The sequence below is a fragment of the Streptomyces sp. NPDC002851 genome (assembly GCF_053591935.1).
In genome coordinates this window covers 51,413-74,679 of the sequence record NZ_JBSFUT010000016.1, presented here as the reverse complement: position 1 = coordinate 74,679, position 23,267 = coordinate 51,413, and the positions used below count along the sequence as shown (strand labels likewise).

Annotated in this window: 22 protein-coding genes; 2 read left to right on the top strand and 20 right to left on the bottom strand. The window is 69.8% G+C overall.

Features of this window, described 5'->3' with window-relative positions; all coding sequences use genetic code 11:
- The first annotated feature begins 145 nt into the window (after nucleotides 1-145).
- Together ACWD10_RS18640 and ACWD10_RS18635 are read left to right on the top strand one after the other, a co-directional pair.
- Entirely contained in the window at nucleotides 146-979 is an 834-nt protein-coding gene (locus ACWD10_RS18640; RefSeq protein ID WP_451092203.1) for a MarR family transcriptional regulator, read from the top strand.
- A 1,031-nt stretch (nucleotides 980-2,010) separates the two neighbouring features.
- A complete protein-coding gene (locus tag ACWD10_RS18635; RefSeq protein ID WP_451092201.1) occupies nucleotides 2,011-3,363 on the top strand; it encodes a NucA/NucB deoxyribonuclease domain-containing protein in 1,353 nt (450 codons plus the stop codon).
- Nucleotides 3,364-4,334: 971 nt separating this feature from the next.
- On the opposite strand, the gene ACWD10_RS18630 is transcribed toward ACWD10_RS18635, so the two are convergent.
- From ACWD10_RS18630 to ACWD10_RS18535, 20 genes are all read right to left on the bottom strand, one after another.
- The gene (locus ACWD10_RS18630; RefSeq protein WP_451092199.1) at nucleotides 4,335-4,502 is read right to left on the bottom strand and encodes a hypothetical protein; all 168 of its coding nucleotides are present in this window, start codon (nucleotides 4,500-4,502) and stop codon (nucleotides 4,335-4,337) included.
- Between the two features lie 386 nt (nucleotides 4,503-4,888).
- Nucleotides 4,889-5,317 (bottom strand): hypothetical protein, encoded by a 429-nt coding sequence (locus tag ACWD10_RS18625; RefSeq protein ID WP_451092197.1) that lies wholly within the window; start codon nucleotides 5,315-5,317, stop codon nucleotides 4,889-4,891.
- A gap of 86 nt (nucleotides 5,318-5,403) precedes the next feature.
- Entirely contained in the window at nucleotides 5,404-6,129 is a 726-nt protein-coding gene (locus ACWD10_RS18620) for a DUF317 domain-containing protein (RefSeq protein ID WP_451092195.1), read from the bottom strand.
- Between the two features lie 60 nt (nucleotides 6,130-6,189).
- A complete protein-coding gene (locus ACWD10_RS18615; RefSeq protein WP_451092193.1) occupies nucleotides 6,190-7,995 on the bottom strand; it encodes a hypothetical protein in 1,806 nt (601 codons plus the stop codon).
- Between the two features lie 98 nt (nucleotides 7,996-8,093).
- The gene (locus ACWD10_RS18610; protein ID WP_451092377.1) at nucleotides 8,094-9,149 is read right to left on the bottom strand and encodes an AAA family ATPase; all 1,056 of its coding nucleotides are present in this window, start codon (nucleotides 9,147-9,149) and stop codon (nucleotides 8,094-8,096) included.
- A gap of 322 nt (nucleotides 9,150-9,471) precedes the next feature.
- Nucleotides 9,472-10,179 carry a hypothetical protein gene (locus ACWD10_RS18605; protein ID WP_451092191.1) on the bottom strand — a complete coding sequence of 236 codons (708 nt, stop codon included), beginning with the start codon at nucleotides 10,177-10,179 and terminating at the stop codon, nucleotides 9,472-9,474.
- A gap of 720 nt (nucleotides 10,180-10,899) precedes the next feature.
- On the bottom strand, nucleotides 10,900-13,773 hold the full coding sequence (locus ACWD10_RS18600; protein WP_451092189.1) for a BTAD domain-containing putative transcriptional regulator: 2,874 nt from the start codon (nucleotides 13,771-13,773) through the stop codon (nucleotides 10,900-10,902).
- A 70-nt stretch (nucleotides 13,774-13,843) separates the two neighbouring features.
- The gene (locus tag ACWD10_RS18595) at nucleotides 13,844-14,221 is read right to left on the bottom strand and encodes a pilus assembly protein TadG-related protein (RefSeq protein ID WP_451092187.1); all 378 of its coding nucleotides are present in this window, start codon (nucleotides 14,219-14,221) and stop codon (nucleotides 13,844-13,846) included.
- A 68-nt stretch (nucleotides 14,222-14,289) separates the two neighbouring features.
- Nucleotides 14,290-14,733, bottom strand: a complete 444-nt coding sequence (locus ACWD10_RS18590) for a TadE/TadG family type IV pilus assembly protein (protein ID WP_451092185.1) — start codon at nucleotides 14,731-14,733, stop codon at nucleotides 14,290-14,292.
- Complete coding sequence (locus ACWD10_RS18585) at nucleotides 14,730-15,152, bottom strand: TadE/TadG family type IV pilus assembly protein (RefSeq protein ID WP_451092183.1); 423 nt, start codon at nucleotides 15,150-15,152, stop codon at nucleotides 14,730-14,732. The genes ACWD10_RS18590 and ACWD10_RS18585 overlap by 4 nt, the downstream gene beginning before the upstream one ends.
- Before the next feature lie 4 nt (nucleotides 15,153-15,156).
- A complete protein-coding gene (locus ACWD10_RS18580) occupies nucleotides 15,157-15,351 on the bottom strand; it encodes a hypothetical protein (protein ID WP_451092181.1) in 195 nt (64 codons plus the stop codon).
- A gap of 81 nt (nucleotides 15,352-15,432) precedes the next feature.
- Entirely contained in the window at nucleotides 15,433-16,335 is a 903-nt protein-coding gene (locus ACWD10_RS18575; RefSeq protein ID WP_451092179.1) for a type II secretion system F family protein, read from the bottom strand.
- Nucleotides 16,332-17,237, bottom strand: coding sequence for a type II secretion system F family protein (locus ACWD10_RS18570; RefSeq protein ID WP_451092177.1), 906 nt, complete (start codon nucleotides 17,235-17,237; stop codon nucleotides 16,332-16,334). Before ACWD10_RS18570 ends, ACWD10_RS18575 begins: the two co-directional genes overlap by 4 nt.
- Nucleotides 17,238-17,257: 20 nt before the next feature.
- Nucleotides 17,258-18,613: a CpaF family protein gene (locus tag ACWD10_RS18565; protein ID WP_451092175.1), complete on the bottom strand. Its 1,356-nt coding sequence runs from the start codon at nucleotides 18,611-18,613 to the stop codon at nucleotides 17,258-17,260.
- Nucleotides 18,610-19,476 (bottom strand): MinD/ParA family ATP-binding protein, encoded by an 867-nt coding sequence (locus ACWD10_RS18560; RefSeq protein WP_451092173.1) that lies wholly within the window; start codon nucleotides 19,474-19,476, stop codon nucleotides 18,610-18,612. Before ACWD10_RS18560 ends, ACWD10_RS18565 begins: the two co-directional genes overlap by 4 nt.
- Before the next feature lie 11 nt (nucleotides 19,477-19,487).
- On the bottom strand, nucleotides 19,488-20,078 hold the full coding sequence (locus ACWD10_RS18555) for an SAF domain-containing protein (protein WP_451092171.1): 591 nt from the start codon (nucleotides 20,076-20,078) through the stop codon (nucleotides 19,488-19,490).
- 236 nt (nucleotides 20,079-20,314) lie between these two features.
- Complete coding sequence (locus ACWD10_RS18550; protein WP_451092169.1) at nucleotides 20,315-20,863, bottom strand: hypothetical protein; 549 nt, start codon at nucleotides 20,861-20,863, stop codon at nucleotides 20,315-20,317.
- Nucleotides 20,864-21,165: 302 nt separating this feature from the next.
- Nucleotides 21,166-21,657: a hypothetical protein gene (locus ACWD10_RS18545; protein WP_451092167.1), complete on the bottom strand. Its 492-nt coding sequence runs from the start codon at nucleotides 21,655-21,657 to the stop codon at nucleotides 21,166-21,168.
- Nucleotides 21,658-21,940: 283 nt separating this feature from the next.
- On the bottom strand, nucleotides 21,941-22,423 hold the full coding sequence (locus ACWD10_RS18540) for an ATP-binding protein (RefSeq protein WP_451092165.1): 483 nt from the start codon (nucleotides 22,421-22,423) through the stop codon (nucleotides 21,941-21,943).
- A 233-nt stretch (nucleotides 22,424-22,656) separates the two neighbouring features.
- Nucleotides 22,657-23,259 (bottom strand): GNAT family N-acetyltransferase, encoded by a 603-nt coding sequence (locus tag ACWD10_RS18535; RefSeq protein WP_451092163.1) that lies wholly within the window; start codon nucleotides 23,257-23,259, stop codon nucleotides 22,657-22,659.
- Nucleotides 23,260-23,267 lie beyond the last annotated feature (8 nt).

The following is a 23,267-nucleotide window of genomic DNA, read 5'->3' as shown; positions in this document are numbered from 1 at the left end:
CATGAACCCGCCGGTACGCAGCCACGTTCACCCGGAACCCCGCGCTGCGCACGCGCCCGGCGAACACCCGCAGGCCCAACACCGGACCCGCACCCCGGCCGGGGACCTCAACACCACACACACTCACGGAATTGAGGCCCCACCCATGACCGACACCCCAGACACCAGCACACACACCCTGCACTCCGTCCCCGACCCCGAACCCCTGCACGGCCTGACCGGCCACCCCGCAGACGTCTACACCCAGCTCGCCGCAACGCACGAGAGCGCCACGGTCGCCGAACTCGCCCTCGCCACAGGCCTGTCCCGCTCCACCGTCTCCAAGGCCCTCAACACAATCGAGACCCACGGCCTGGCCGTACGCACCCCCGGAACCCGCAACGGCCCCCGCCGCACCCCCGACCACTGGCGCCCCGCCCCCACGTCAAACACCAACAGCAGCAACGAAACCGACGGACACGAGGAACACGCCCCGGCGGAGCTCCCCGCCGACACCACCGCCCCGGCCACGTACCCGGCGCCCGAGCACAGCCAGGACACCTCTCCCGACGCCCACGCTCCGGAGATCGCCGAGCAGCACGGCACCCCGAAGCCGGACAGCGGCCCGGGTGAGATGGACGACGGTGGCGCCAACAGCCCGGGCCAGGAAGCAAGTTCCAGCGAGGGCGGTCCCGGCGAGCCGGATTCCCGCAGGGCGGAGGCCGACTCGCAGGTGAGCGGTACGGCATCGGCCGAGCCGGTCCCCGTGCCCGGCGGGAAGACCCGGCTCGCCCCCGGGGCACTGCGGGACATGGTCATCGACCACCTCAAGGCCCATCCCGGCGAGGCGTTCACCGCCACCCGCATCGGTCGCGTACTGGAACGCAGTTCAGGCGCCGTGGCCAACGCTCTGGACAAACTGGTCCGGCAGGGCATCGCCGAGCGAGTGACCGAGAGGCCGCGCACGTACCGGATGGCCGCTCAGGACAACGACACGTAGCGAAGAGACACAGCGATCCGGGCTGTTCCCCCGACATGTGGGAACAGCCCGTCGGCGCTTGAGACGGAGGCATCGGCCTCCCGCCCGGATACCGGCGTGCGGTGAACCATCCGTCGCCTCGTTTGTTCAGCCAGCCGCGGGCGGCGAGCTTTCTCATCTTCGCGCGCAGCGGTTCCGGCTTGCCGCGCACCTCCACCTCACCGGCCAGTTCCTCGCCCACCGTCCTGACCCGCACTGGGCCGTCGGCGGCCGCTCGATCGCCAGGCTCTTGCGATAGTCAGCAGGCAGCGTGGCCTCGTCGGGATGTTCGCTGCGGTGTGGGATCAGCCGCACCGCCCGCCCCGCCACCCGGGCCGCAGTCGGGCGACGGCCGCGGCGACCGCCTGGTGGCCAAGTCCTGCTCGGCTAGCCGGTTCAGTACCCGCTCGGCGATCACGAGCTCCTCCCGCGCGGTCTGGACCTCCTGAAGCTGCTTGGGCCAACTCCTCAGCAGGCCTGTCCATTTCATTCCGGCGAGCCGTGATCCGCTCCAGCTCCTGCATGCTCACGCCCGCCCGCACTCTCCCGGCGTACCGGCCCGTGACGGATCGTAGGAGGGGCACAGCAACTGGCGTAGCGGAACCCGAGGAAGCCCCAACCAACGAGTCAGACGATCTTCACCGTGGACATGGGCCGACGACCAGTACGAGCAACCTACCCACCCCTCACACCAGACACGTGACCAACAACTTCACGATGCGCAGTGCTCATTGGCCTGCTGGCCGTCGTAATCAGGCGCACGAAATAGCCAAGGGGCGTGCTGAATCAAGCCACTCAACTTACGCTGCTGCCGCTACCCAACAGATTTAGCCACGACCAAATCTGAACTGTCATAAGGTCACAACTTCGCCTCGAAGGTTGGAGAAGATCCAGCGGGGTCTTATGTAGCAACCTGACAGAATCTCACTACTTCGTTGCACTCTAACGGAATTGCGCTGTAGAACCTGACGGTAGCTCAATCGGATGCCGAATCATGCCCAGAAGATTCTGCGGTGCATGAATTTGACCCGACACAGAGGGAGCTCATGCAGAAGTACCGAAGACTCGCCCTCGCAGCCGCAGCTGCCGTCACCGTCGCGTTACTGCCCGCCTCAGGCGCCCAGGCGGCCGAAGGATCAAATCTCGTCAACACTGCCCCTCAAGTCATCGACCCCAAGAATCCAGCACCCGCGATCGGAACGAAGTTAACACCCTCCCAGCTGAGACGAGCGCTTTCAGACAAGGTAAGCGTCGCGACCCAGAAAGAGCACGGGGACGCCATCGCGCAGCGAACAGGAGCTACCTACAACGTCTTCGCTGATGAAGTGGATGACGTTGGAAAACTTCCCGCGTCCACAAGGGCTCAGCCTCCGACATTTCAGAAGTGTCAGGGCGCCCTGGGCGGCAAGACCGGCGAGAAGATCATAAACCACTTCGAGTTCTGCAGCGTCCGAAAACTGGTGATCAATACGGTCGACGCCGATACGGGCGTGGTGAAGGGTAAGACCCGCTACGTGCAGACTGTTGCGGGCCTCGCTCTGGACAACTTTCGAGGAATCCAGCTTCAGACCAGTCTGGACTCCTTCCAGCGCGAGGGCGAAACCGTAGACGCGTCAATTCTTCGGAATGACTTCGTAACAGCCGGGTACGACGGGCCGGACGGGTCAAACCCTGCCTGCAAGGTTCAGGCGTTCAGCAACAACCCCACGTCTCAGAAGGAGTGGGAGACGACCGACCATTACTCGGTGCACGAAGTCTACGACGACAAGTCGCAGTCGTACGGGCCGGACTCCATATCTCGCTGCGTTGTGGGATCCAAACAGGTCGTCAATTCAACCAGCGCCAAGATATGGGAGACCGGGATACGCATCGACTCCTCCAAGTACATAGATCCGCAGCCAAGTGTGGGGCGCGCGATATTTGACCGCGTTACACCCGTTCTGCACTACTGGAAGTCTTCGACAAAGCACGGCGAGGTTGCCGAACATATCGAAACTGCGCAGTTCAATCCTGCCGCGACAGACCCCCCAAAGGCCGGTAAGGCCGTTCCGGGGTCGACCTTCTCAAGGACGCCCCTCAGCCGACTGTACCCGGGATGGGATGCCGCAGCGAAAGCCCGGTACGAAAAGAATCGGAAGATCGTGCAGACGGAATGCGGCAAGCTCACCAAGCCGGGTGACGACTACGAGTGCGACGAATACCCGTTCGCTTCCACGTACGAGGGCGCCGGTAAAGATGACGGGAACTACTCGATCAAGTACGTCAACGAAAAGCACAACGGTTCCGCTGGAGGAACCCTGGCCGTATGGCAAAAGGGAGACCGAATCCTGCACAAGGATAAGTTCTACGTTCGGATTCTTCCCTAGCGGATCCCACGCGTGATAGCTGTGCCCTCGTCAGTCGTGACGGCGAGGGCACAGTCGCACCTCGTAGCGTTCCACACCTGCTGAATCCCTGTTTCGCCATACGCTCACGACGTACGAAGGAGCACCGACCAGAGGAAGAACCGGGTGCGGTGTGCCATGGAAGTCAACGCACCTTAGAACGTCGTCGGCAGCGGGCAACACAGCTTCGCCTAGCGATTGGCCGACAGGCGGTGCAGGTACCTCGTCCCAAACAGTCACGGTGACTTCGATGTCCGCCCATTGCTCCACCGTGGGGATCGCTATGGCCGGTCCAGCCGACGCAACGCGATCGTTGGCTTTGTCGGGGATCAAGTCATCCCCTGACTCAAACGGGTGTTGCTGACTATCCGTTGTGACCCAGAACTGACGGTGCTCCACGGTCAGGTGGCACGTCACCGTGTCGGCGGGAGCGTGGGAGGAAGAGTCGGCTGCCATGCGATGAGCCTACGAGATTGGTCAAGAGGCACGCGCCTGCGCTTGCCCGGTGCGGGGGTGTCAGCGCCGTCTGGTCGTAGGCCCACTGCGCGCGGTGTGTCAGGCGCTGAGACAGCGCCGTCGGGTCGGCGGAGGGATACTCCCGCTCCACCACGGAGCAGGCCGTGGCCGTCAGCGCGGCAAGCAGCAGGGCCGAGAGCCTGGCGCGATTCCTCATGCGGCCGACGGTACGAAGCAAGCGGCACCGAAGGCATGAGCACGGGTACTCAACGCTCGCCCCGGGCAGCGGACCGTCCCACCACCACCCGGGCCCGTCCTGCCAGGATGACGCCTGGAGAGGTCTGGCTTTGTACGCGACTCGTGAACAGAGCCAGGAGGTCAATACGCCGACCGTATGCTGCCATCGTACGGAACCCCGGCGGACACATGATCAGTCGGCGCAACCAGAAGGTTCTTCTTCCTGCGCTCCAGCGGCGCCGGGGCAGCAGGTTCCTTGGCTACACGTACGCGTTGGTGACGTCCTGGTACGCAGCCAGCAAGCGAACCAGCGCGGTGTCGGTCAGCTCGCAGCGTTCGAGGGCGACTTCGGCCTGCCGGGCCGCCGCCCAGAGCACCTCGCTGGTGACATTGGGCGGCGCGGAGCCGACCGAGGTGGCGGCGGGCACCGCGGGCGGCGGCGTAGTAGGCGTCGAGCTCGGTGGCTGTCTGGATCAGCCCGCGGGCGAGGCGGTGCAGCCGGGTGCCTTCCGGGTGCCGGGTGGCCAGGTGGGCGAGCGGGTCGTCGGTGCCCAACTGGTCGGCCAGCAGCCGGGTTCCCGGTCTCGGCTCGCTCGGCTGCTGGCCTGCCGCGGGGGTCTCAGCCGACTGGGCAGCGCATGGAGTTGGGTCGTTCCGGGGGTGCGTCGGCCGGGGCGCTGGAGTGCGTCATCGCTCTCGTCTGTCTTCCTTCACCGAGGAGTGGTGCAGCGAGCCGACACGCGTCCGTTATCGGCGCTGAAGGGCCCGCTGCGCAGCTGGCTGCTCGGGACTGAGGTGAGAATCCGCTGACGGATCACGCGCTGGCTGTTCCGGGAGAGTCCAGGGTCCTTCGATAGCTGGCCAAGACGCGGTCGAGTTGGGCGAGTTGCTGGGCCAGAAGGGCGGCTTGGAGGTCGATGGTGTGGGCCAAGGGTTCGAGGATTCCGGGAACGGGCATGAACATCGGCCTGGGGCGGGCCGCGAGGCGGGTCGTCCAGTCCCTCACTTCGCCTACCTGGCCGAGGAGTTGGGTGTGGAGGTCGTCGGCTTCACGGGCGGTGTCGCAGACGAGTTGGGCCAGCTGGCCGAGGGCGGTGCGGGGGTTGCGGCGGTCCAGGTCGAGGCGGGCGCAGCCCTTCGGGCCGAGCGTCTGTCGCAGGGCAGTAGTGCCGGGGCGGGATGGCGTCTTGGGCCTGTTCGTGGAGGCGACCGTGCTCCGGGGCCGGATGGGGCGGTCGGTCATGGGGTCTGCCGTTCCTTCGCGTCGGGTGGTGAGTCGGGGCCGTGTCGGGTGCCGCCCCGGCGGTCGCGGGGCGGCTCGTCCGGGTGTCAGGGGTGGGTGACGGTGACGGGGCCGACGTCTGGGGCGGGGAGGTGTTGGCGGGGTACGGGGGTGGGGTCGGTGAGGGCCGCGCACAGGGCGTGGATGAGGTTCGTTGGGGTGTGGGGGTGGGCGATGGCGTGCAACAGGGCGACGTTGTCGGTGTGGCGGCGGGCGGCGAAGAGCCAGTTGGCGCCGCCGTGCCCGTCCGGGTCGGGTGGGAGCGGGGTGACGACGACGGCCTGCTGACTGGGTGCGTACCAGGCGTCCTCGTACCGGCCCATATCGCGCATCCAGCCTGCCGCGGCCAGGGGCCGAGTGGCTTCTTCCGGAGGGCACGGGGCCCGCAGGTAGTGCGGTGGGGCGGCCGGGGTGCCGACGACTTCCGGGGCGGGGTCGGTGATCGCGGTGGCGAGTGCGGTGACGAGTTCGGGTGGGGTCTGCGGGCAGAAGTACGTCCGGCACGCGGGGAGTTGGCCGGGGGCGCGGCGGGCGGCGAACTCCCAGCCGCTGGTCATGCACAGTCCGCGCGCTGCCGGAGCGTCCTCAGGGATGTGGACGGCCTCCAGCAGGCTGCGCTCGGCGCGGTGGGCGTAGACCGTGCCGCCCTTGTACGGTGCGCTGATCCAGCCGCTGTGCAGGAGGTGCTCTGCGACATGCGTGCTGCCCCTCTCGTCAGGGCCAGCTAGGTAGCTGGGCGTGATCAAGTACGGGGCGCTGTCGTGGGACTGCATGGGGGGAAGTTCCCTTCCGTGGTGTTCGGTTGCGTGGCTCATCTGTTGTTCGTGGCGAGGTCAGGGCCGGGCTGCGGCGGCGAGGGCAGTGGTGGCGGCCTGGCCGATCGCCGGGGCGGCCTGGGTCGGGTCGGTGAGTTCGAGGAGCGTCGCTCCGGGCAGCGGGATCGGGTCGGGTTCGAAGGCGAGGTGGAGCACCGCGCACCCGGAGGCGCTCAGGTCGCTGATGCGCGCGGCGGCTTCAGCGGTCTCGATCGGGCTGTAGTAGCCGTCGGAGGCGATCACCGCCAGGCGGCCGTGATCGGGGTGGCCGAGGTCGAGGGCGTGGGTGAGGGCGTCGAGGGCCTCGGCGAGGCTGTGTCCCCCGCCTTGGGCGGTGAACTCGCAGACCTGGCTGGCGGCGCGGCCGGGGTGGGTGATGGCGGTCAGGGCGCGGTTGTAGGCGACGGTGGCGGTGTTCGAGTCGGGGTCGGTCAGGGCGGTCGCCCGGGCGAGGATCCAAGCGGCCGAGGCCACCGGGCCCGTGGCGGCGCGCATCGAGGCGGAGACGTCGACGGCGATGCCGACCCGCAGCGGCGGCACCGGGCCGTGGCGGCGCTGAGTGCGTACCCAGGGCTGGGCCGTAGGGGTGGCCCCGGCGGCGCGCTGGGCGTCCCGGGCCAGTGCGCCGCGCATGCTCAACCGGCCCGGCGGCACCGCCGAGGCCGTGGTGGTGGTGGTGGGTTCGCGATAGGCCGCGCGGCGCAGGGCACGGGCGAGCTGCCCGGCCGCCGACTTCTCCGCACCGGTCGGCGGGCGGGTGCCGAGCACGGGGGACGTCGAGCGCCTGCCCGGGGTCCGGCGGTGGGCAGGGGTGTGGGGCTTCTGTCCCGGGTTGAAGACCGACTTGGCGGTCTGGGCGGCCTGCCGCTCCCGGGCAGCGCGATTGGCCTTGGCCTCCTGGCGGGCGGTACGGGCCGCCTCGGCGCGGGCCTGGGCGGTGGCCTGGGCGGCCTCGTGGGCGGTGACGGCACCGGTCACCTCGCCGACGGCGGCCGCCAGTTCGCCGATGCCTCCGGCGGCCGAGTCGAGGGGAGGCACGCAGCCTGCAGCATCGGTACCAAGGGCCTGGCACCAGGCGCGGGCGTGGCCCAGCATCTGTTGGGTGTCGTCATCGGCCGTGTTGTGAGCGGCCGTCCAGATGGTCCGGAGGGTGTCGAGCAGGTCGGGGCCGAGGATCTTCTCCACGGTGCGGCGCAGGGGTGCGGTCTCGTCGTCGTCGAGGACTCCTGCGTCCTGCCGGGCGAGGACCAACCCAGCCGCGAAGCCCGTACGCCACGGGTCGGCAGGGGTCTGGGCGTTGATCTCGGGCAGGATCAGGGTGCGGACGGTGGCGCGCAGCCAGCGCCGGTCCTCCGGGCGGCGACTCAGGTGGCAGTGCTCGGCACGGGACTCCTCAAGGAGTTGGGCCGCCTCGTCCAGCGCCGTGCCGCGCAGCTCGGGTGGAGTGGCCCAGCGGGAGTGAGCGGCGTGCGCGGCCTCGTGCACGAACGCACCCCAGGCGGTCGGGTAGTTGACCTCGTCCCCCACCCGGTTCGGACGGATGCGGGCGGGGCGGGGCGCGAAGAGGGCGCGGTCGATTTCCAGGGCCGCCCGAGTGGGGAAGAACGCGGCCGGGGCACCCGAGCGGGTCTGTTCCTCACAGGTGACCAGGATGCCGTCGCGTCCTGCCAGTTCCGGCAGCCGGTCGGTCAGGGCCGCGCCGATGCGGCGCCACTGCGCGGCGCTGGCGGGCTCAAGGGCAGTGCCGCCGTCGTCGGCCCAGCAGGCCAGGGCCAGTTCGGCCTCCGTTACAGCGGTCGGGGTGTGTTGGACGTGGGCAGGCATGGCGATTCACGGTCCCTTCCGGGCAGACGTACGGGGGTGTGCTTCGGGGCCGGTGGCCGAGCCTGCGACGAGGCTGTGGGCCACCGGGCAAACCGGGCTCAGAGCTGGCGGCCCAGGGCGAGAGCGCTGACGGGGCGGCCGAGGGCCTTGGTGACGGTGTCGGCGACCTGGTCACGGTCCTCGATCGGGGCGACGCCGATCAGGTTGGCGAAGGCCGCCCGGACCCCGAGCACATCGGCGATCTTCTGGAAGGCGATCAGCTCGCGCAGTTGCGGGGCCCAGCCGACGTCCCCGGCCTGCTGCAGGGTGGCCAAGTTGCGGGCCACCCGCACCGCCGCTCGGTTGATCTTCAAGGAGGCAGCCAGGTCGTAGTCGGAGCTCACCTGAATCTGCACCGAGAAGCGGCTCGCGAGGGCCTCGGTGAGGACCGCGCCGTGGACCCCCGGGTTGTGACCTGCGATCACGTAGAACCCGTCGGCGGCCGTGATCGTCTCACCCTTGTGCGCCTTCACCTGGATCTGGCGCCGCCCGTCCATCGCCGGGTACAGGGCAGCCAGCACCTTCGGCGAGATCAGCGTCGCGTCGTCCAGCAGGAGGGCCCGGCCCTCCTGCATGGCGGTCACCAGCGGGCCGTAGATGAATTCGTAGCCGCCGCTGGTGGTTTGGGTGTACTCGCCGATCAGGTCCCCGACCTGCGTGTCCCCGTCCCCCGCAACCGTGATCAGGTCGTCGAAGGCGGCCTCGATCAGCGACGTCTTGCCCGTGCCCGGCGGCCCGTACAACAGGACCGCCACATTCGCCGTACGCAGGCGCCGCAATGCCTCAACATCCGGCAACTCCGCCAGCGCCCGGGGGTGGTAGCGCATCCCGTTCGGCCGGACGATCGGGTCCGGCCTGGCCGGGGCGGGCTGCGGCGGTGCCGATGCCTGGACGGGACCGGACGGCGGGGCGGGGGCGGGGGTCTGCCGGGCGGCGGCGGCCGTGGCCGAAGTCGCCCGGTACATACGGGGCTTGGCCCCGCACCGCTCCGCCTCGCTCCTGGAGACGAGGGTTTCGCAGGCGTTACCGACCGCGCCGCCCGAGTGCCCCAGCATGTTGGACAGTTCGGTGACGCTGAACATCGCGGCCTGGTTCGCGGCCAGCACCTGGGCGATCCGGGCCCGCAGTTCACCGGGGCGGGCCTTGCTGGACGGGGGTGTCGGGGTGGTCGGCTGGGCGGGCGGGGTGGGGCTGGTCATAGCTCCGGATCGCCTTTCGGGCAGGGCACAGCCAGGCAGCGGCGTGCCAGAAGTCGTACGAGGAAGGTGTGCTCGCTGAGGGAGCTGGCCGGGCAGAAACGATCGACCGGGGATTGCGGCCAGGGCCGGGCATCAGGACCACCAGGCGGGGCCTGTGGGACCCGGGGGCGCGAGGCCGGGGAGGTGAGGGGCTGCGGCGCAGGAGGGGCCGCAGCCCGTCACATGAAGGTTGGGGCGGTCAGAACTCCGTCTCGTCGGGCGCGCCGTCGGGGTCGAAGATCAGCAGGCCGGTCGGGGCGATCCCGGCGCGGGGGTCAGCGGCCACGTGCACCCGGTGGATCGTGAACTCGGCGCGCAGGTACAGCTCCATCCGGGCCAGCGCGCTCATGGTGACGGCCCCCACGGTCAGCTCCCGGTCCCGCTCGGTGGCGGCATGGCTCGGCGGCTGCACGCCGTGCCAGGTCAGGTAGACCGCACCGGATCCGTCGGCCATTGCATCCCTGAGCTGCCAGCCTTCCCGCCCCGTGGCCGGATCGTGGGCCGGGACCTGTCCCCTGTGCAGCGCCTCGCGGACCTTGGCCATCAACTCCGGCTCCTGCGAGGCTGGTTCTGCCGCCGCATCGCACTGTTGCGGCGAGTCGCCCGGCGGTTCGGGGGCGTCGAGTTCGGTCAGGGTGACGGTGCGGTGGGCGCCGAGCACCGACTCGATCTCGACCCTCTGCCCGGTGGCCGGGGCGGTCACCTGCACCCGGACCCGGGACCAGGCCCGCCCGGCCGTCTGGCCGTTGGTGACCTCCATCAGCACCCCGGCGAAGGTCACCTTCTGCCCGGAGGCTCCGAAGCCGTACTGCTCCCACTCGTCGTGGCAGATCACGGTCTCGAATTCGATCCAATTCAGTGCGTCCTGCTGCCGCAGTTCCACGGCGTTCACCGTCCGGACTTTCATGACGGCTCTCCCTCCCTATTCCCGGCGACCCATTTCACAGCGCTTTTGCTCGCCGAGGATTTCCAGCCTTTCGAATTCCTCGCCCCCGCCTTTCGGGAACAATTTAAATATAGCTCGACCCTGGGGGCCAGTGAAGCCGATTCCAGGCTTGATAATGCTGGAATATCTCGAATTTCACGACGTCTTTTCAGGGGTATTCGCGGGCGTGCGACGCTTTTTATCGTCAGTACTACAGGCCGCGACGCCTTCGAAGGCACACCAGCGCTGGTACGCGGCCGGAACCCGTAGGCGCCCCGCCTGGAATTCGAGAACGCGTACGCCCGCCTGAACGGCGGCCCGGCACGGCGGCATCTACGGCTCGCCGGGCGCCTGTCTTCCTGAAGCCGATGCCTCCGGAAGGCCGTCAGCAGGGGAAGCGGACCGCCATGTCTCGGCGGAGGGATACGGACTGCGGCGTCAGGCGGTCAGTGAGGGTGTCGCGAGCCCGGGCCGGGGCGCCGTTGCCAGTAGATCGGGATGCTGTGCTGCACCGATATACGGTCGCCCTCGCACGGCGGTGGCTCGCAGGGGCTGCGACCTGCGGCCACGGGGCGGGCGGGGCGTCATTTCCAAGGACGGGTACGGAAACGGCCTTGGAAACGACCCCGGATACGGCCCCGGAAGCGACATCGGCCTCCCGGACGTTCTGCGGCTAGCTCGCTGCGGCAGTGAGCTGGGCCTTTACCGGGTTTGGCGTGCGCGAGTGCGGGTGTGGATCAGGGCGTGTGTGGCGGGGTCGGGTTCGATGCCGAGTTCGGCGAGGTGGCGCTGGAGGCGTTGGTAGGTGTGGCGCGCGGCGTCGTGACGGCCGACGGCCTGGTGGAGGCGAATGGTGTGCTGGGCGAGACCTTCGTGGTCGGGGTGGAGGGTGCCGAGGTGCTCCAGGAGAGCCAGGGCCGCGGCACGCTGAGCCGGCGCGGCCCCATGCTCAGCACGATGGGCCAGGCGCAGGGCCGTGTCGGTGGCCTGGACGGTGAGGTGTTCGCGCAGGGTGTCGGCCCAGATGTAGTCGGCGCCGCGTGCGAAGGGTCCCTGGTAGTGGGCCAGCGCCTGGCGCATGGCCGCGAGCGGCTCGGCCAACGTGCCACTCGAATCCAGTGCGGCGGCCTTCTGCACGGCGTGGGTGAAGTCGGCCAGGTCGGTTTCGACGAGGCTGGAATTAAGTTTGTGCAGCTCTCCCTGGAGCACGATGAATTCGCCACCGCTGATTCCGGTGGCTTCACGGAGCGTGCGACGTACCGCCCGGCGCAAGTTCTTCAAGGCCCCGGCGACATTCTCTTCATCGAGGCGGAGTTTTTCTGCGATATCCGCGGCGAGGAGTCCTGCGGGGTGGGCGGCCAGCAGAGCCAGGAATTCATGGGCCTCGGGCCGCATCTGGGTACCGACCGGGTCGGGGTTGCCGCGGGCGTAGAGCCTGACGGGCCCCAGGACGTGGAGCCGGACCGCCTTCTCCTGCGGAGTTCGAAGCGGAGCTGGCACCTCGCCAGCCGCCACGTCGGCGGGCTTTCCTGAGGGTCCCGTGTCTTCCTCGTCTTCTGCGTGTTCGGCGGCCTGGGGTGGGGCCGGGTCCGGCAGGGAGCGAAGGCGCGGGCGGCGGCCATGCGCGGCCAGGAGGTAGCCGAGCAGGTCGCGCCCGGCGGCGAGGGTGACGTGGAACAACCGGAGCGGGTTTGGTGCGCGGTCGCCGGGGCCGGTGGAGTGGGTTGTACCGTCGGCTGCGATCTCGAAGCGTGTGGAGCCGGGCAGTTCGGCCTCCAGGCTGACCACGATCAGCGTGTTGGCGTGGCTGTGGGCGGCCAGGGCCTGGAGTTGTCCGAGGTGGACGGGCCGGGGTTCGACGAGCAGCACCAACGTGCCGGGACCGGACGGCACTTCCCGCGGCTTCCCCTCCGGGAGCGGCGTGGGAGGCCCGCTGTCCGTGGGATCGGGCGCCGTCAGGACGTCGGTGTCCTGTTCCCGCTGGGTGCGGGCGTGGAGGAGCTGGTGCTGCTCGGCGGCCCGGATGACCTCGGTGGTGTCCGTGTAGCAGGCCAGGGCGGTGAACTGCTCTGGCAGGCCGGGCAGGAGGCGGTCGGCGAGTGCCTCTGTCACGGCCGCGGTGACGTGGGGCGCGGGATGGGGACGTTGGCGCTCGGCGGCGGTGAGGATGCCGGCGAGCAGCGCGCGGGCCGCGGCCTCGGCGCCCGGCCCTGTCCAGGTACAGCCTCCTGGCAGCGCGAGTTCGTCCAGCGGGATCTCGGCGCCATCGCGTTCTCCGATGGTGACGACGTGAACGGGTTGCGGTGGCTGTGGTGGCATCCGGCGGGTGACGAGTGCGTCGGCGGCCTCGTCCCGCGGGAGTCGGGCGGCGTGGGCGGCCTGAGCGGCCTTGTCCACGTGCGGGCTCAGGGCTGGTGCGGGCGTCTCCTGGCCGGGCCTGTGCCGACGGCGCTGGTGGTGGTGCCAGTAGCGGCGGGCGGCCAGGAGTCCCGCTGCCGCGGTGATGCCGATCAGACCGGCCTGGCCGAGGCCGATGACGGCCGGGCCCTGCGTCGTCCGGGGTTCGGTCTGTGCGGGCGGGTCCTGATCTCGAGGCGGGTCAGGGGAGTGCCGGTTCTCGTCCCGGCCGGAGCCCGCATCCGGCTTCGTACTGGGTGCAGGGGCAGGCTGCGCCGACTCGGAAGCTTCCGGAGGCGGCGTGGACGGCGGCGTCGCAGAGCCCTCCGGGGACGGGGCAGGTGACGAAGGTGCCGGGGCCGCGGGGTCTGCCGGTGTGGCCGTGTCGGGGACGGGGAGCATCAGTTCCCAGCCCGGTCTGATCACGTCCGGGTCAGTCAGGGTGCGCCCGTCGTGCTGGACGCGGTCCTTGTTGAGTTTGTAGATCCGTGGCCACTTCAGGGCATCGCCCAGGTGCTGGTGCGCGATGTCCCACAGGTTGTCGCCCTCGACAACCGTGTATGTGACGTGCCGCACCGCTTGCACCCGCTTCGCGGCCGAGGCGCCCGCCGGACGAGGCCCCGCTGTCGGGGCCTGTGCGGGCAGCTCCGGGGATGCGGTGTGTGAGGTGGCCGGGGAGGGCGAGGTGGGATCAATGGGCGCCGCCACGGCGAACTGTAGTCTCAACTCGTCAGGCAGTGAGCCGGGTTGGTGGGCGGCCACCGCCTGCGGGCGCCACAGGCCGATCAAGGCGACGACGAGGGTGCCGACGCACAGCGCGGCCAGCGAGTTCTTCACCGACAGCGTCGCGAGGTGCTCCTCATGTGCGCGGCGGCTGCGGACCAGCTGGGGCAGGTGGGCCGCGTACCAGAAGGCTTCGCGGATCACGGTGGCAGCGAAGGCCGCCCAGCACGCCCAGCCCACCATCGCCAGCAGGTCGAGCATGAGGGGGTCGGTGACCGGCTGCATCAGCCGGTCACCCAACTCCCCTAGCGAGGCCACGTGTTCAGGCCACGGGATGCCGACGGCCGTCCACAGCAGCCATGGGATGCCCGCCAGCAGCGCGAGCGTGACCGTCAGGGTCGCGCACGCGGTGGCCGCCGCGGCCAGGCGCCGCCGCCAAGTGAAGTGGTGGGCCATCGGCCTCTCCTCAGTCCTTCCGGGCATTGCGGCTGCTGCGGTCGCACCCCGCCGTGCACCCGAACACCTCTTATCCAGCGGCGCGTTCGGCGTGGGCGCTGCCGGTAGCATGCACAGTGAGCGTGTCCAGACCGATCAGCTGCAGGATCTGGGTGCGCTGAAGGTGGGTGACGCGGACGGTGACCACTTCGCCCCGGACCGATGCCGCACTCTGGTCCCCGGTGGCTGCGACGTGCGCTCGGGCCGCGCGGGCCGCCGCGTCGCGCACCAGGCGTACGTCGTCGCCGCGCCGCAGCTGGGCGACGTCGAGCTGCTGAGCTCCGGTGCGGGCTGCCTCCTGGGCCACGTCCAGGGCGCGGGCCTTGCCGGCCAGGACCAGGCCGCCGTCCACAACGATCCCGGCGAAGAGCCACAGCGCGGCGAAGAGGCCCACCACGAACGCGGTCACCTGCCCGCAGTCCCCTCGACCGTCCAACTCGCCCCTGATACGGGCCAAATGCTCGCTCAGGAATCGCCTCATTGGGTATCGCTCCGATACGTATCGACGATGGAGTGAGCCGTGCCCTCGACCACGACCTGTCCCGGCATGCCCGTGCGAGTCAGGTCGCCCAGATCAGCCGTACAGGACACCCGCACCCGCACCGTGCCTCCCGGTCGCAGTCCGCCCGTGCTCACATACACCTGGGAGCGGTCGCAGGATTGCCCGGCGCTGCTCAACGCCGACTGCGCGGCGCGTTCGGCCGAGCGGTGGGCGGCGTTCTCGGTACGGGCCAGAGATGTGGCCCGGGCGGCCTGGTGCGCGGCGTCCGCCACCACGAGACGGGCATCCGCCAGGCGCCCGAACGCGACCACCACGAGCAGCACGAGCACCAGCAGCGGGGTGACCACGACCAGCTCGACCGCGGCCGAACCGCGCTCCCGGTCGCCCCCGCCCGTAACGGTGCACGATCGGCGTCTCATGACCGACCCCCACTCGGGCTGGTGAGCCGTTCCGTGGGTCCCGAGGCCACGGCGGAGGCCTGCAGCCGGAGGCCTGGGACGGGCAGTACTCGGGTGATCGTCCCCTCGACCCGTACGGTGGTGCGTTCATCGCCGCGGTCGACCGTCACCGATGCGCCGGTCAGAACCCGGCTGCCCAGGGACTGAAGACTGCGGCGGCCGCGTGCCTGCCCGTCCGCGGCGGTGCCGTCCTCGACCCGGGCTGCGGCCAGCGCCCGCTGGGCGCCGTAGTGGGCGATGTGACGGCCGTGCCAGTACAGGGCGAACTGCACGATGAGCAGCGCGAGCAGCAGTAGCGCGGGCACCACCAGGACGAGCTGAGTCGCGGCAGCGCCCTTGTCGGTCAGATGCCCGCGCAGCCGCCTGAACAGGGGCGTCACGACGTCAGTCCAAGGAGATGCCGTTGGCCTTGGCGGTGACCTTGGAGACGATGACGCCCACCACGCCCAGGGCCAGGATCGCCAGCACGGCGGTGATGACGATGGTCTCGGTGGTGTAGCCGCCGTCCTTGCGAGCCTGCTCGCGCACTTCGGTCATGTGGGCCCGCAGCCGTCGGACCAGGGTGTCGAGGTGAATCATAATGTGCCTCTTCTTCTGCCTAACTAGTCGTGCTGCTTCTTCGTCTTCAGGTCGTCCGGGGTGCCGGAGCGTGCGGAGGTGTCAGGCGAGCGACATCACCTGAGCGAGCGCCGGATAGCCAATGAGCAGCAGGAACGCGGCGAACAGTCCCACCACCGGAAGCGACATCCGCTCGGTAGCCGCCTGTGCCTGCCCGTCGGCCTCCGAGATTCGGCGGCGCCGCATGGCCCATGCCTTCGCCGCGAGCGAGCCGCGGATCTTGGCGCCCTCGCTGCCCGCCAGACCCAGCGTCGAGGCGAGCTCCGTCAGGTCGCCGACCGCGAGCTGACGGCCGAGGCCGCCGAGCTGGGGCCAGGGGCTGGTGCGGGTCAGCTGCGCGACGTTCAAGGCGTGACGCAGCTTGCCGCCCGCCCAGCCCTCAGGGGCTGCGACCGCCTGGGCCAGGGCCTGCTGGATGCCGGCACCGCCCGCGAGCGCGATCACGGTCAGGTCCAGGACGAGGCTGAGGGTGTGCCGCATCTCCCGACGCCGACGTACCGCCTGCTGGCGGACATTCACGTCGGGTGCGAAGAACAGCAGCACGGCCAGGGCGAGTGCGGCGGTGATCGTCATCCACCAGCCCGTCTCCACGCCCGCGCCCCAGTTCAGCACAAGCATCACAGCCCAGGGGGCGATGAGTCCGGTTGTCGCGCAGGCCGCCTTGCCCGCCAAGTGCCGCTCCTCGTCGATGCCGCACACGGCGAGGTCCGCGCGCAGCGAGGCGGTCGGGAAGCCCAAGGCCCGCACCGCGGGCACCAGGCGCGTCCCCAACCGGGTCGCCCACTCCGCGTCACCTGCATCGCGCACCGGTGCAAGGCCGTCCGGCTCCGTAGGGGCGTTCAGGACGGCCAGGACCTCGGCGAGCGCGGGCCGCGGGGGACGCAGCCCGTAAGCCAGAGCGGTGAGTCCGGCGCCGAACAGAGCTCCTAGCACGATCGTGATCACGGGGCACCTCCCCCGTCACCGGGCGCCGACGACCCTGCCGTCACCGCTGCCGTGCCGGTGCGGATGAGGCGGACCGGCTCGTCGACCTTCCCGATCGCGGTCAGGTACGCGAAGCTGCTGGCGAACAGAACGCCCACCACCGCCAACACCGCTTGGCCCAATGCGGTGTTGAAGGGGTCGAGGTAGGGCCGGTTGAAGACGACCAGCCCGACCACCATGCCGACCGTGACGGCAACGGTGACCCTGACCCCGGTCCGCACACTGGCCCGCCCGGCATCGATCCGCTGCCGCATCGCCACCTGCTCGCGCACCGACTCCGCCAACTCGCCAAGGAGCGGGGCGAGCTGGGCAGCCTGCTGCTCGGCGGCCATCACCAGGGCCGCTACCACGACATCGGCCAGCGGATCGTCCGCCTCCTCGGCGAAGGCCCGGAGCGCCGCAGGGAGCGGGCGCCCGGCCCGCACCGATGCGGCCACCTCCGCCAGTTCCCCCTCCAGGGCGGCCGGGGCGATGTCGCAGGTAGCGAGCACAGCCTGCTCCAGGCCCGCCGCCGCGGACAGCGTGTCGCGCAGCATCTCCGTCCAGGTGGCCAGCGCCTCCATCCGCTCCGTGCGGCGTGCCATCTCCTTGTCCGGGCCGAGCAGTCCGGGCAGGGTGAGCATCGCGACCGTACACAGCACCGCGGCCACCGGCCAGGTCGTCAACGCCCCGCAGGCCACCCCGCACACTACGGCCACCGCCACCCGCCGCGCCGTCCACGACGCGGGCAGCCGCTCGCGCAGCATGCGCCACAGCCCCGGCCGCGCACCATCCTCGGCACCAACCCGGCGCAGACCGTGGATCACGGCCACCAGTCCGAGCCCGAAGAGCACGCCGAGCCCCGCCGTCAAAGCAACAGGCACATCGCTCGTCCACAGCCCGCTCACGCCGCACCACCCCACGGCGAGAACCCTGCAGCGGGAGGCTCGTACCCGACCGCGACCAGGTCGTCGATCGTCCCGGCACGGAGCGGAGCCGCAGGCACCGCACGTCCATCGGGCCCGGGCCGGTAGACCTCGTTGGACACGACTTGCGCCCCGTCCGCGTCGATGACCTCGCGCACCGAGTCCACCACCCGGCAGCCCGCCGCGTCCCAGCCCAGATGGACGACGAAGTGCACAGCGGAGGCCACCATCAGGTTCGTCGCCTCCAGCGTGAGGCGCTCCGGGGACTGCGCCGCGTACGAGGCGAGCTTGGTGAACACCCCGCGCGAGGTGGAGGCATGGATCGTTGAGAGCGAGCCGTCGTTGCCCTGCGACATGGCATTGCACATCGGGATGACCTCGGCCCCGCGGATCTCCCCGACGATGACCCGGTCCGGGGACATGCGCAGCCCCCACCGCACCAACTCGGCCTGGTCGACGCCACCCTGGCCCTCGATGTTCGGCTCGCGGGCCTGCATGGCCACCACATTCGGATGCGCCGTGCGGTCCGCATCCAGGCCGAGCTCGAAGGTGTCCTCGATCGTCACCAGGCGCTCAGTCGGCGGGATCTCGTTCGCGAAGGCCCGCAGCACCGTCGTCTTGCCGACGTTCGTGCCGCCCCCGACGACGATGTTCTTCCGCGCCCGCACCAGCGCCCGCAGCAGAGAGGCCATCTCCTCGTCGCACACCCCGAGCCGTACCAGCTCGCTCATCGACGCGGCGGGGAAGCGGTGTCGCCGGATCGTCAGCGACACCCGGCCCGTCACCGACATGACAGCGAAGAGCCTGGAACCATCGGGCAGTTGAAGGTTGAGCCGTGGCACTCCCCGGTCGAAGCGCCGCTCCTCGCCCTCGGTGCCCGCGGCCAGGGTGCGTACGAGCTCGATCAGCTCCGTGTCCGAGGCAGCCACCGCACGTTCCGGACGCCACTGGCCCGTGGCGTCATTGACCCATACGTTGTCGCAGCCGTTGACGCAAATGTTCTCCAGCGACCCGTCCGCAAGGAGTCGCTCCAGGCTTCCCGTACCGAACAGCGCGTCTTTCACTGCCTGCGCGACGCGTTGCTCGATCTCCCCGTCTACGACCGGTCCGCCGGCGGCCAGGGCCTGACGTCGCCGGGCGCCCAGCTCCTCGTCGAGGAGCCGCTGCACGGTGGCCCGCCACGCCGTCTCGTCCTCCGCCGGTAGCCCGGCCGCCTCGCGCTCATCGGCGTATCCGGCGAGCCGGGCCACCACCCGCTGCCGCACCGCGTCGGCCAGCTCACGCTCACCACCATCACGCGCTAGAACCACGCCACTCACGCTGTTCGGATTCACGCTGGCCCTCCGTCCTTGTCCACCGACGGCACAAGCCCCAGCCGCACCCGGTCAGCGAGTCCGGCTCGCGCCTCGGCGCCGCCGTCGGCCACAGCCGCATCGGCGCTGTCCTCACCCTGGCCGACGGGCAGCGGAGCCTCCTCCTGGTAGCGCTCGGCCAGGTCCACGGCCAGCGCACGAGCGGCCCTCATCAGCGGCGGCACCCGCCATCCCGCAGTACGCGGAAGACGCCGCCCCGGATGACTCACCCCTGCAGCCGACCGGGCATCCCACGGCCACAGCACCACCCGCGCAACACCGAGCGACCCGGCAATCTCCTCCCCCGGATACGGACATGGCCCGACCACAACCAGCGTCAACCGCTCACGACGCAGTTCCACCCCCAGCTCACCGGCCGCGATATGCGTCAGCGACTCCGCACCGCCCCGCGACACCAACACCACCTCATCGACAGCATCCACGAGCGGTTCGGCCTCCGGCCCGATCCGGCCCACGTCCACGATCACGGTGCCCGGTACCGATTCACCGCCGAGCAGCACCCGCCGCCCGGGCACCGCGGCCAGCAGTCGCACCGCTTCCCGGCACGGTCCCCGCCCAGGAGGCGAAACCACCACCCGGACACCAGGGGGCAGTTCACGCACAGCCCCCAGCAGCGACCCGGGATCCGGTTTCCCGGCTGCCACCGCCACGTCCAGCAGGGACGGCGAGGCATCAAGCCCGAAGCGGATCATCAGGTCCCCGCCTGAGGCGTCCGCCTCCACCATCACCGGCCGCACGCCGCCGTCCATCTCGACCGGCCAGGCAGCCGTCAGGGCCAGCGCCGTCGTGGTCACGCCCGGCGAACCCGTCAGGGAACCCACCACAACGAGCCTCCTCATGGCGCCTCACGCCCTTCGGCCGGCAGCACGACCACCCTCGGGTGCTCGATCTGGGCCGCGCGCCGCACCGCACCGGTCTCGACCAGCACGGTCACCACCCGCGGTCCACCGGCGGACTCCGCGGCCTTCACCCCGGTCACCGTCCCCGCCACCGCCGAAACGCGCACGTCCTCCCCGGCCTCACGCCCGGCATCGTCACCAGCGGCAGCGCGCGCGGCGTCGGCACCGCCGGGGCCCGGAAGGACCGCGACCCGCTCCCCTCGCCCAAGGTCCGGCGGCGCCCCGCCCGCCTCGACGGCGAGTGCCACCTGCGACAAACCCCGGGGCGGGAAACCCGCCTTCCCCGCCACATGACCGGAGTTGAGCAGCGTCCCGCGCAACAGCGGCACCTTCGCCTTTCGCCCCAGGACGGCCTTGCGATCGCCCACCTCCACAACACCGCTGTCCGCCGCCACCTGCACCACCCGCACGTCGGACGGCGCCAGCACATGCCCGGCAGGCACGTCACGGGCCAAGACGAGGACATCGGCCCGCTCCCCGGCCTGCTGGGCCACGAGCGTGAACCCAATCGCCGAGGCGGCCACCACGCCCACACCGCCCCAGAGCCAGCCAAGTCTGCGACGCCGCCCACCGGTAACCGCAGGCTTGCGCTCCGGCCCGGGAAGCCGCGGAGACGACACCCCGGGCTTCGTACCCCGTACCGCTGAAGAAGACATGGAGGTACCCACAACACACCTCACAAATACGGGAGTCCCGACTCCCGATGTCCTAAGACCGGCCCCACCACCACGAGCCGTACCGTCACGCCAGACCGTCCGCGCCCTCAGCGCGTGACAACGGCCTGCACCTCATCCACCACCAGCTGCCGCTCGGCATCCCTCACCAGCCCCGGCACCACACCCGACTCCCCGCCACCGCGCCACTCGACATCCCAGATCACCCGCACCGACACCTCGAACGTCCCGCCCCTCGCCCCGATCGACGCCTTCCGGTACGTGTAGCCGCAGTCCGGCGAGGAAGCCTTCGCGTCGTACTCATCCGAGTACGGGGTCCCCGGCCCTTTACAAACGACTTGGCCGCCCTCCCCCATCGACCACACCGCCCGCTTCGGCCTGGCGGTCGCCGTCACCTTCAGCCCGTCCACCGCCGCGGTCTCTGTCACCGGCTCCCACGTAGAGTGCTCAACCCACATCCACGTCGGCACCCGCACCACCTGCACATAGTCCTCATCCGGACTTGTGCGAATCACCGGCTCCGGCAGCTCCAACTGCTCCACCGCCTCCTGCACCACAACCTCCACCGGAACCGGCTCACCGCCCTCCGGCTTCGCGTCACCACCCGCCCCACCCTGCCCATCGGGAAAGTTCTGCATCGGCAACGGCACCCCACGCGGCCCATACATCTGGCCTGGCCTTCGCTCCCACGCAGGTAGCTCTGAACCCGACCCTGACGCCGATGCACCAGTCCCGCCTTCCGGCCGGGCTGCCGGGACACTGTGCGACTGTCCACCGCCGCGCCGTTCCGTACGCCCTGCCACAGCGCTGCATTCGCCGCCCTGGCACTTGACACCGCCGTAAAGGCCTCGGCCCTCATCCGCACGCGCCACTGACGGCAGCGCCAAGACCAGCGCACCCATGGCCAGCGAGGTGCCCGACGCTATGCAACGCCCCCAGGTCAACACGACCCTGCTCCGTGCATATAGAGGTCGCTGACGCGCCACTCGCCGTCACGAAGGCGGACGGTCGCGTCCGTCGCGAAGTGTGTGCCGGGCACGTCGTTCTTCAATTCACCGTTCGCCTTGTACTGAAGCCACTTCCTGCCATCGACGCAATCCCGGAGAACGACCTGCGCCTCCGTCCCCGAGACCACTTCCGGAGCAAGCACAGGCGTCCCCTTGGTGACGACCTTGTCCTTCTTCGCCTTCCGAAGCCCGTACTTCATCAGCTCCAACGCCCCATCCATGGCATGGTCGTTGAGCCGCGGAGACTCCGGGTCCGGCGCCGCGGAGACCGCTACCAGATCCCGCCACATCGCCCGGTACACGGCAAGCGCCTCGTCGTGCGCCGCATCGGGTGTGCGAGAGGCCGTCGGCCTCGGCGTTTCCTCAGGCAGGGGTCTGCTGGACGACTTGCCTTCGGTGCAGCCACTCAGCAACGAAAGCGCCATAGCCAGAGCAGCGGTACATGCCACAGGCAAGTACGGGCTACGCCTGCTTCTCCTCACCAGCCCCACCTCCATCACACCGAACACCCAGTCGACTACGTTCAGTGACCGATAGGGCTGGAGTTACCCACGCATCTCCCGGTCAACCATCACGAGAAGGATCAATTCCGCCTCGATTACGTCCTGTTACGTGACCATGCCTCTCGCTTGGCGTACTCCACAGGCAAATGCGCGGACTGTCGCCCGAATAGGCGACAGTCCGCGCATCACGTCAATCAGTAGGCCCTCAGGGCCCCGGAATCGCCATCCACGCCACCTTCGCCCGCTCGCGCTTCAGCACCCTGAAACCCCAGACACCACAGGTGAGTTGCTCCACTACCTGCAGTCCACGCCCTCGCTCGGAAAGCACCGTCAACAGCGCGTCCAGGCCACCACCCCGCGCATGCGGAACCGGCACGAACGGAGCGGACACCACAGAGGCCGGGACGCTCGGAATCCGTGGATCGCCGTCCATGACTTCGCAGATCAGGTCCGCTGCGGTGCGACGCAGACGCAGCTCGTAGGGACCCTGAGCGTGCTCGACGGCATTCGCTACCAGCTCGGAAACCGCCAGCACAGAGTCACTGATCGCTTCACCGGAGAACCCGAGCTGATCGAGAGCGCATCGCAGCGCCGCGCGGGCACACGCGACCGCGCCAGGCGTACAGCTCGTCCAACGCCAGATCACGTGCGTGGAGTTGGGGTCAATGGGGATAGGTGTCGCTGTCATCGCCTGCCTCCCCGTGCGGCATGACGTGCGCGTGTGATCCGCCGGTGACGTCCACGCCCGGGACGCACACACAACCGCACTTCGGCCAACGTGAGAGGGGTCGCCTGCGCCAGCAGGGACAGGAGGAGGGCGGTGGTGAACACAATCGGGGCTGTCACTGGGACCTCCACGGTGATCGCGGACCGGGACGCGACCACGACACCGTGGACTAGGTGAAGAGCGGAAGCCGCTGGTCAGAAGGTCTTCGACCGCTTCGCCGATGACATTCGCCCCGGTCCGGTTTTCTCTCCGGCCGACTCCCATTCCTCGTCGAGGATCGAGTACGTAATGGAGTCCCGCCAGGCACCGCGTACGTGGACGTGCTGGCGGAGGCGGCCTTCCTCAGTCATCCCGGCGCGCACCAGGGTCTTGTGGGAGGCGGTGTTGAGGGGGGCGCGGGCGGCCCAGACGCGGTGGAGGCCAAGGGTGTCGAAGGCGAGGGCTAGGACGGCGCGGACGGTTTCGGTGCCGTAGCCGACGCCCCAGGCGTTGGGGTGGAGGGCGAAGCCCATCGTCGCGCCCTTGGGCTGGTGAGGGTCGTGGGCTAGGCGTACATAGCCGATCAGGTGGCCGGTGTCGCGTTCGACGACGGCGAGGCAGTACTCGTCGCGGGGCTGGGCGGTAGCCGTGGTGATGGAGTGGGCAATGGTGCGGCCGACCTGGTCGCGGGTGCGGGGCTCGAACGACAGGTGCTCCGTGGCCTCCGCATCCCCGTAGATGGCGTGCACAGCGTCCACGTCGTCAATCGTGATTTCCCGCAGGAGCAGGCGGGGGCTGGTGTGCTCGACCGGGTACATGCTCTCGG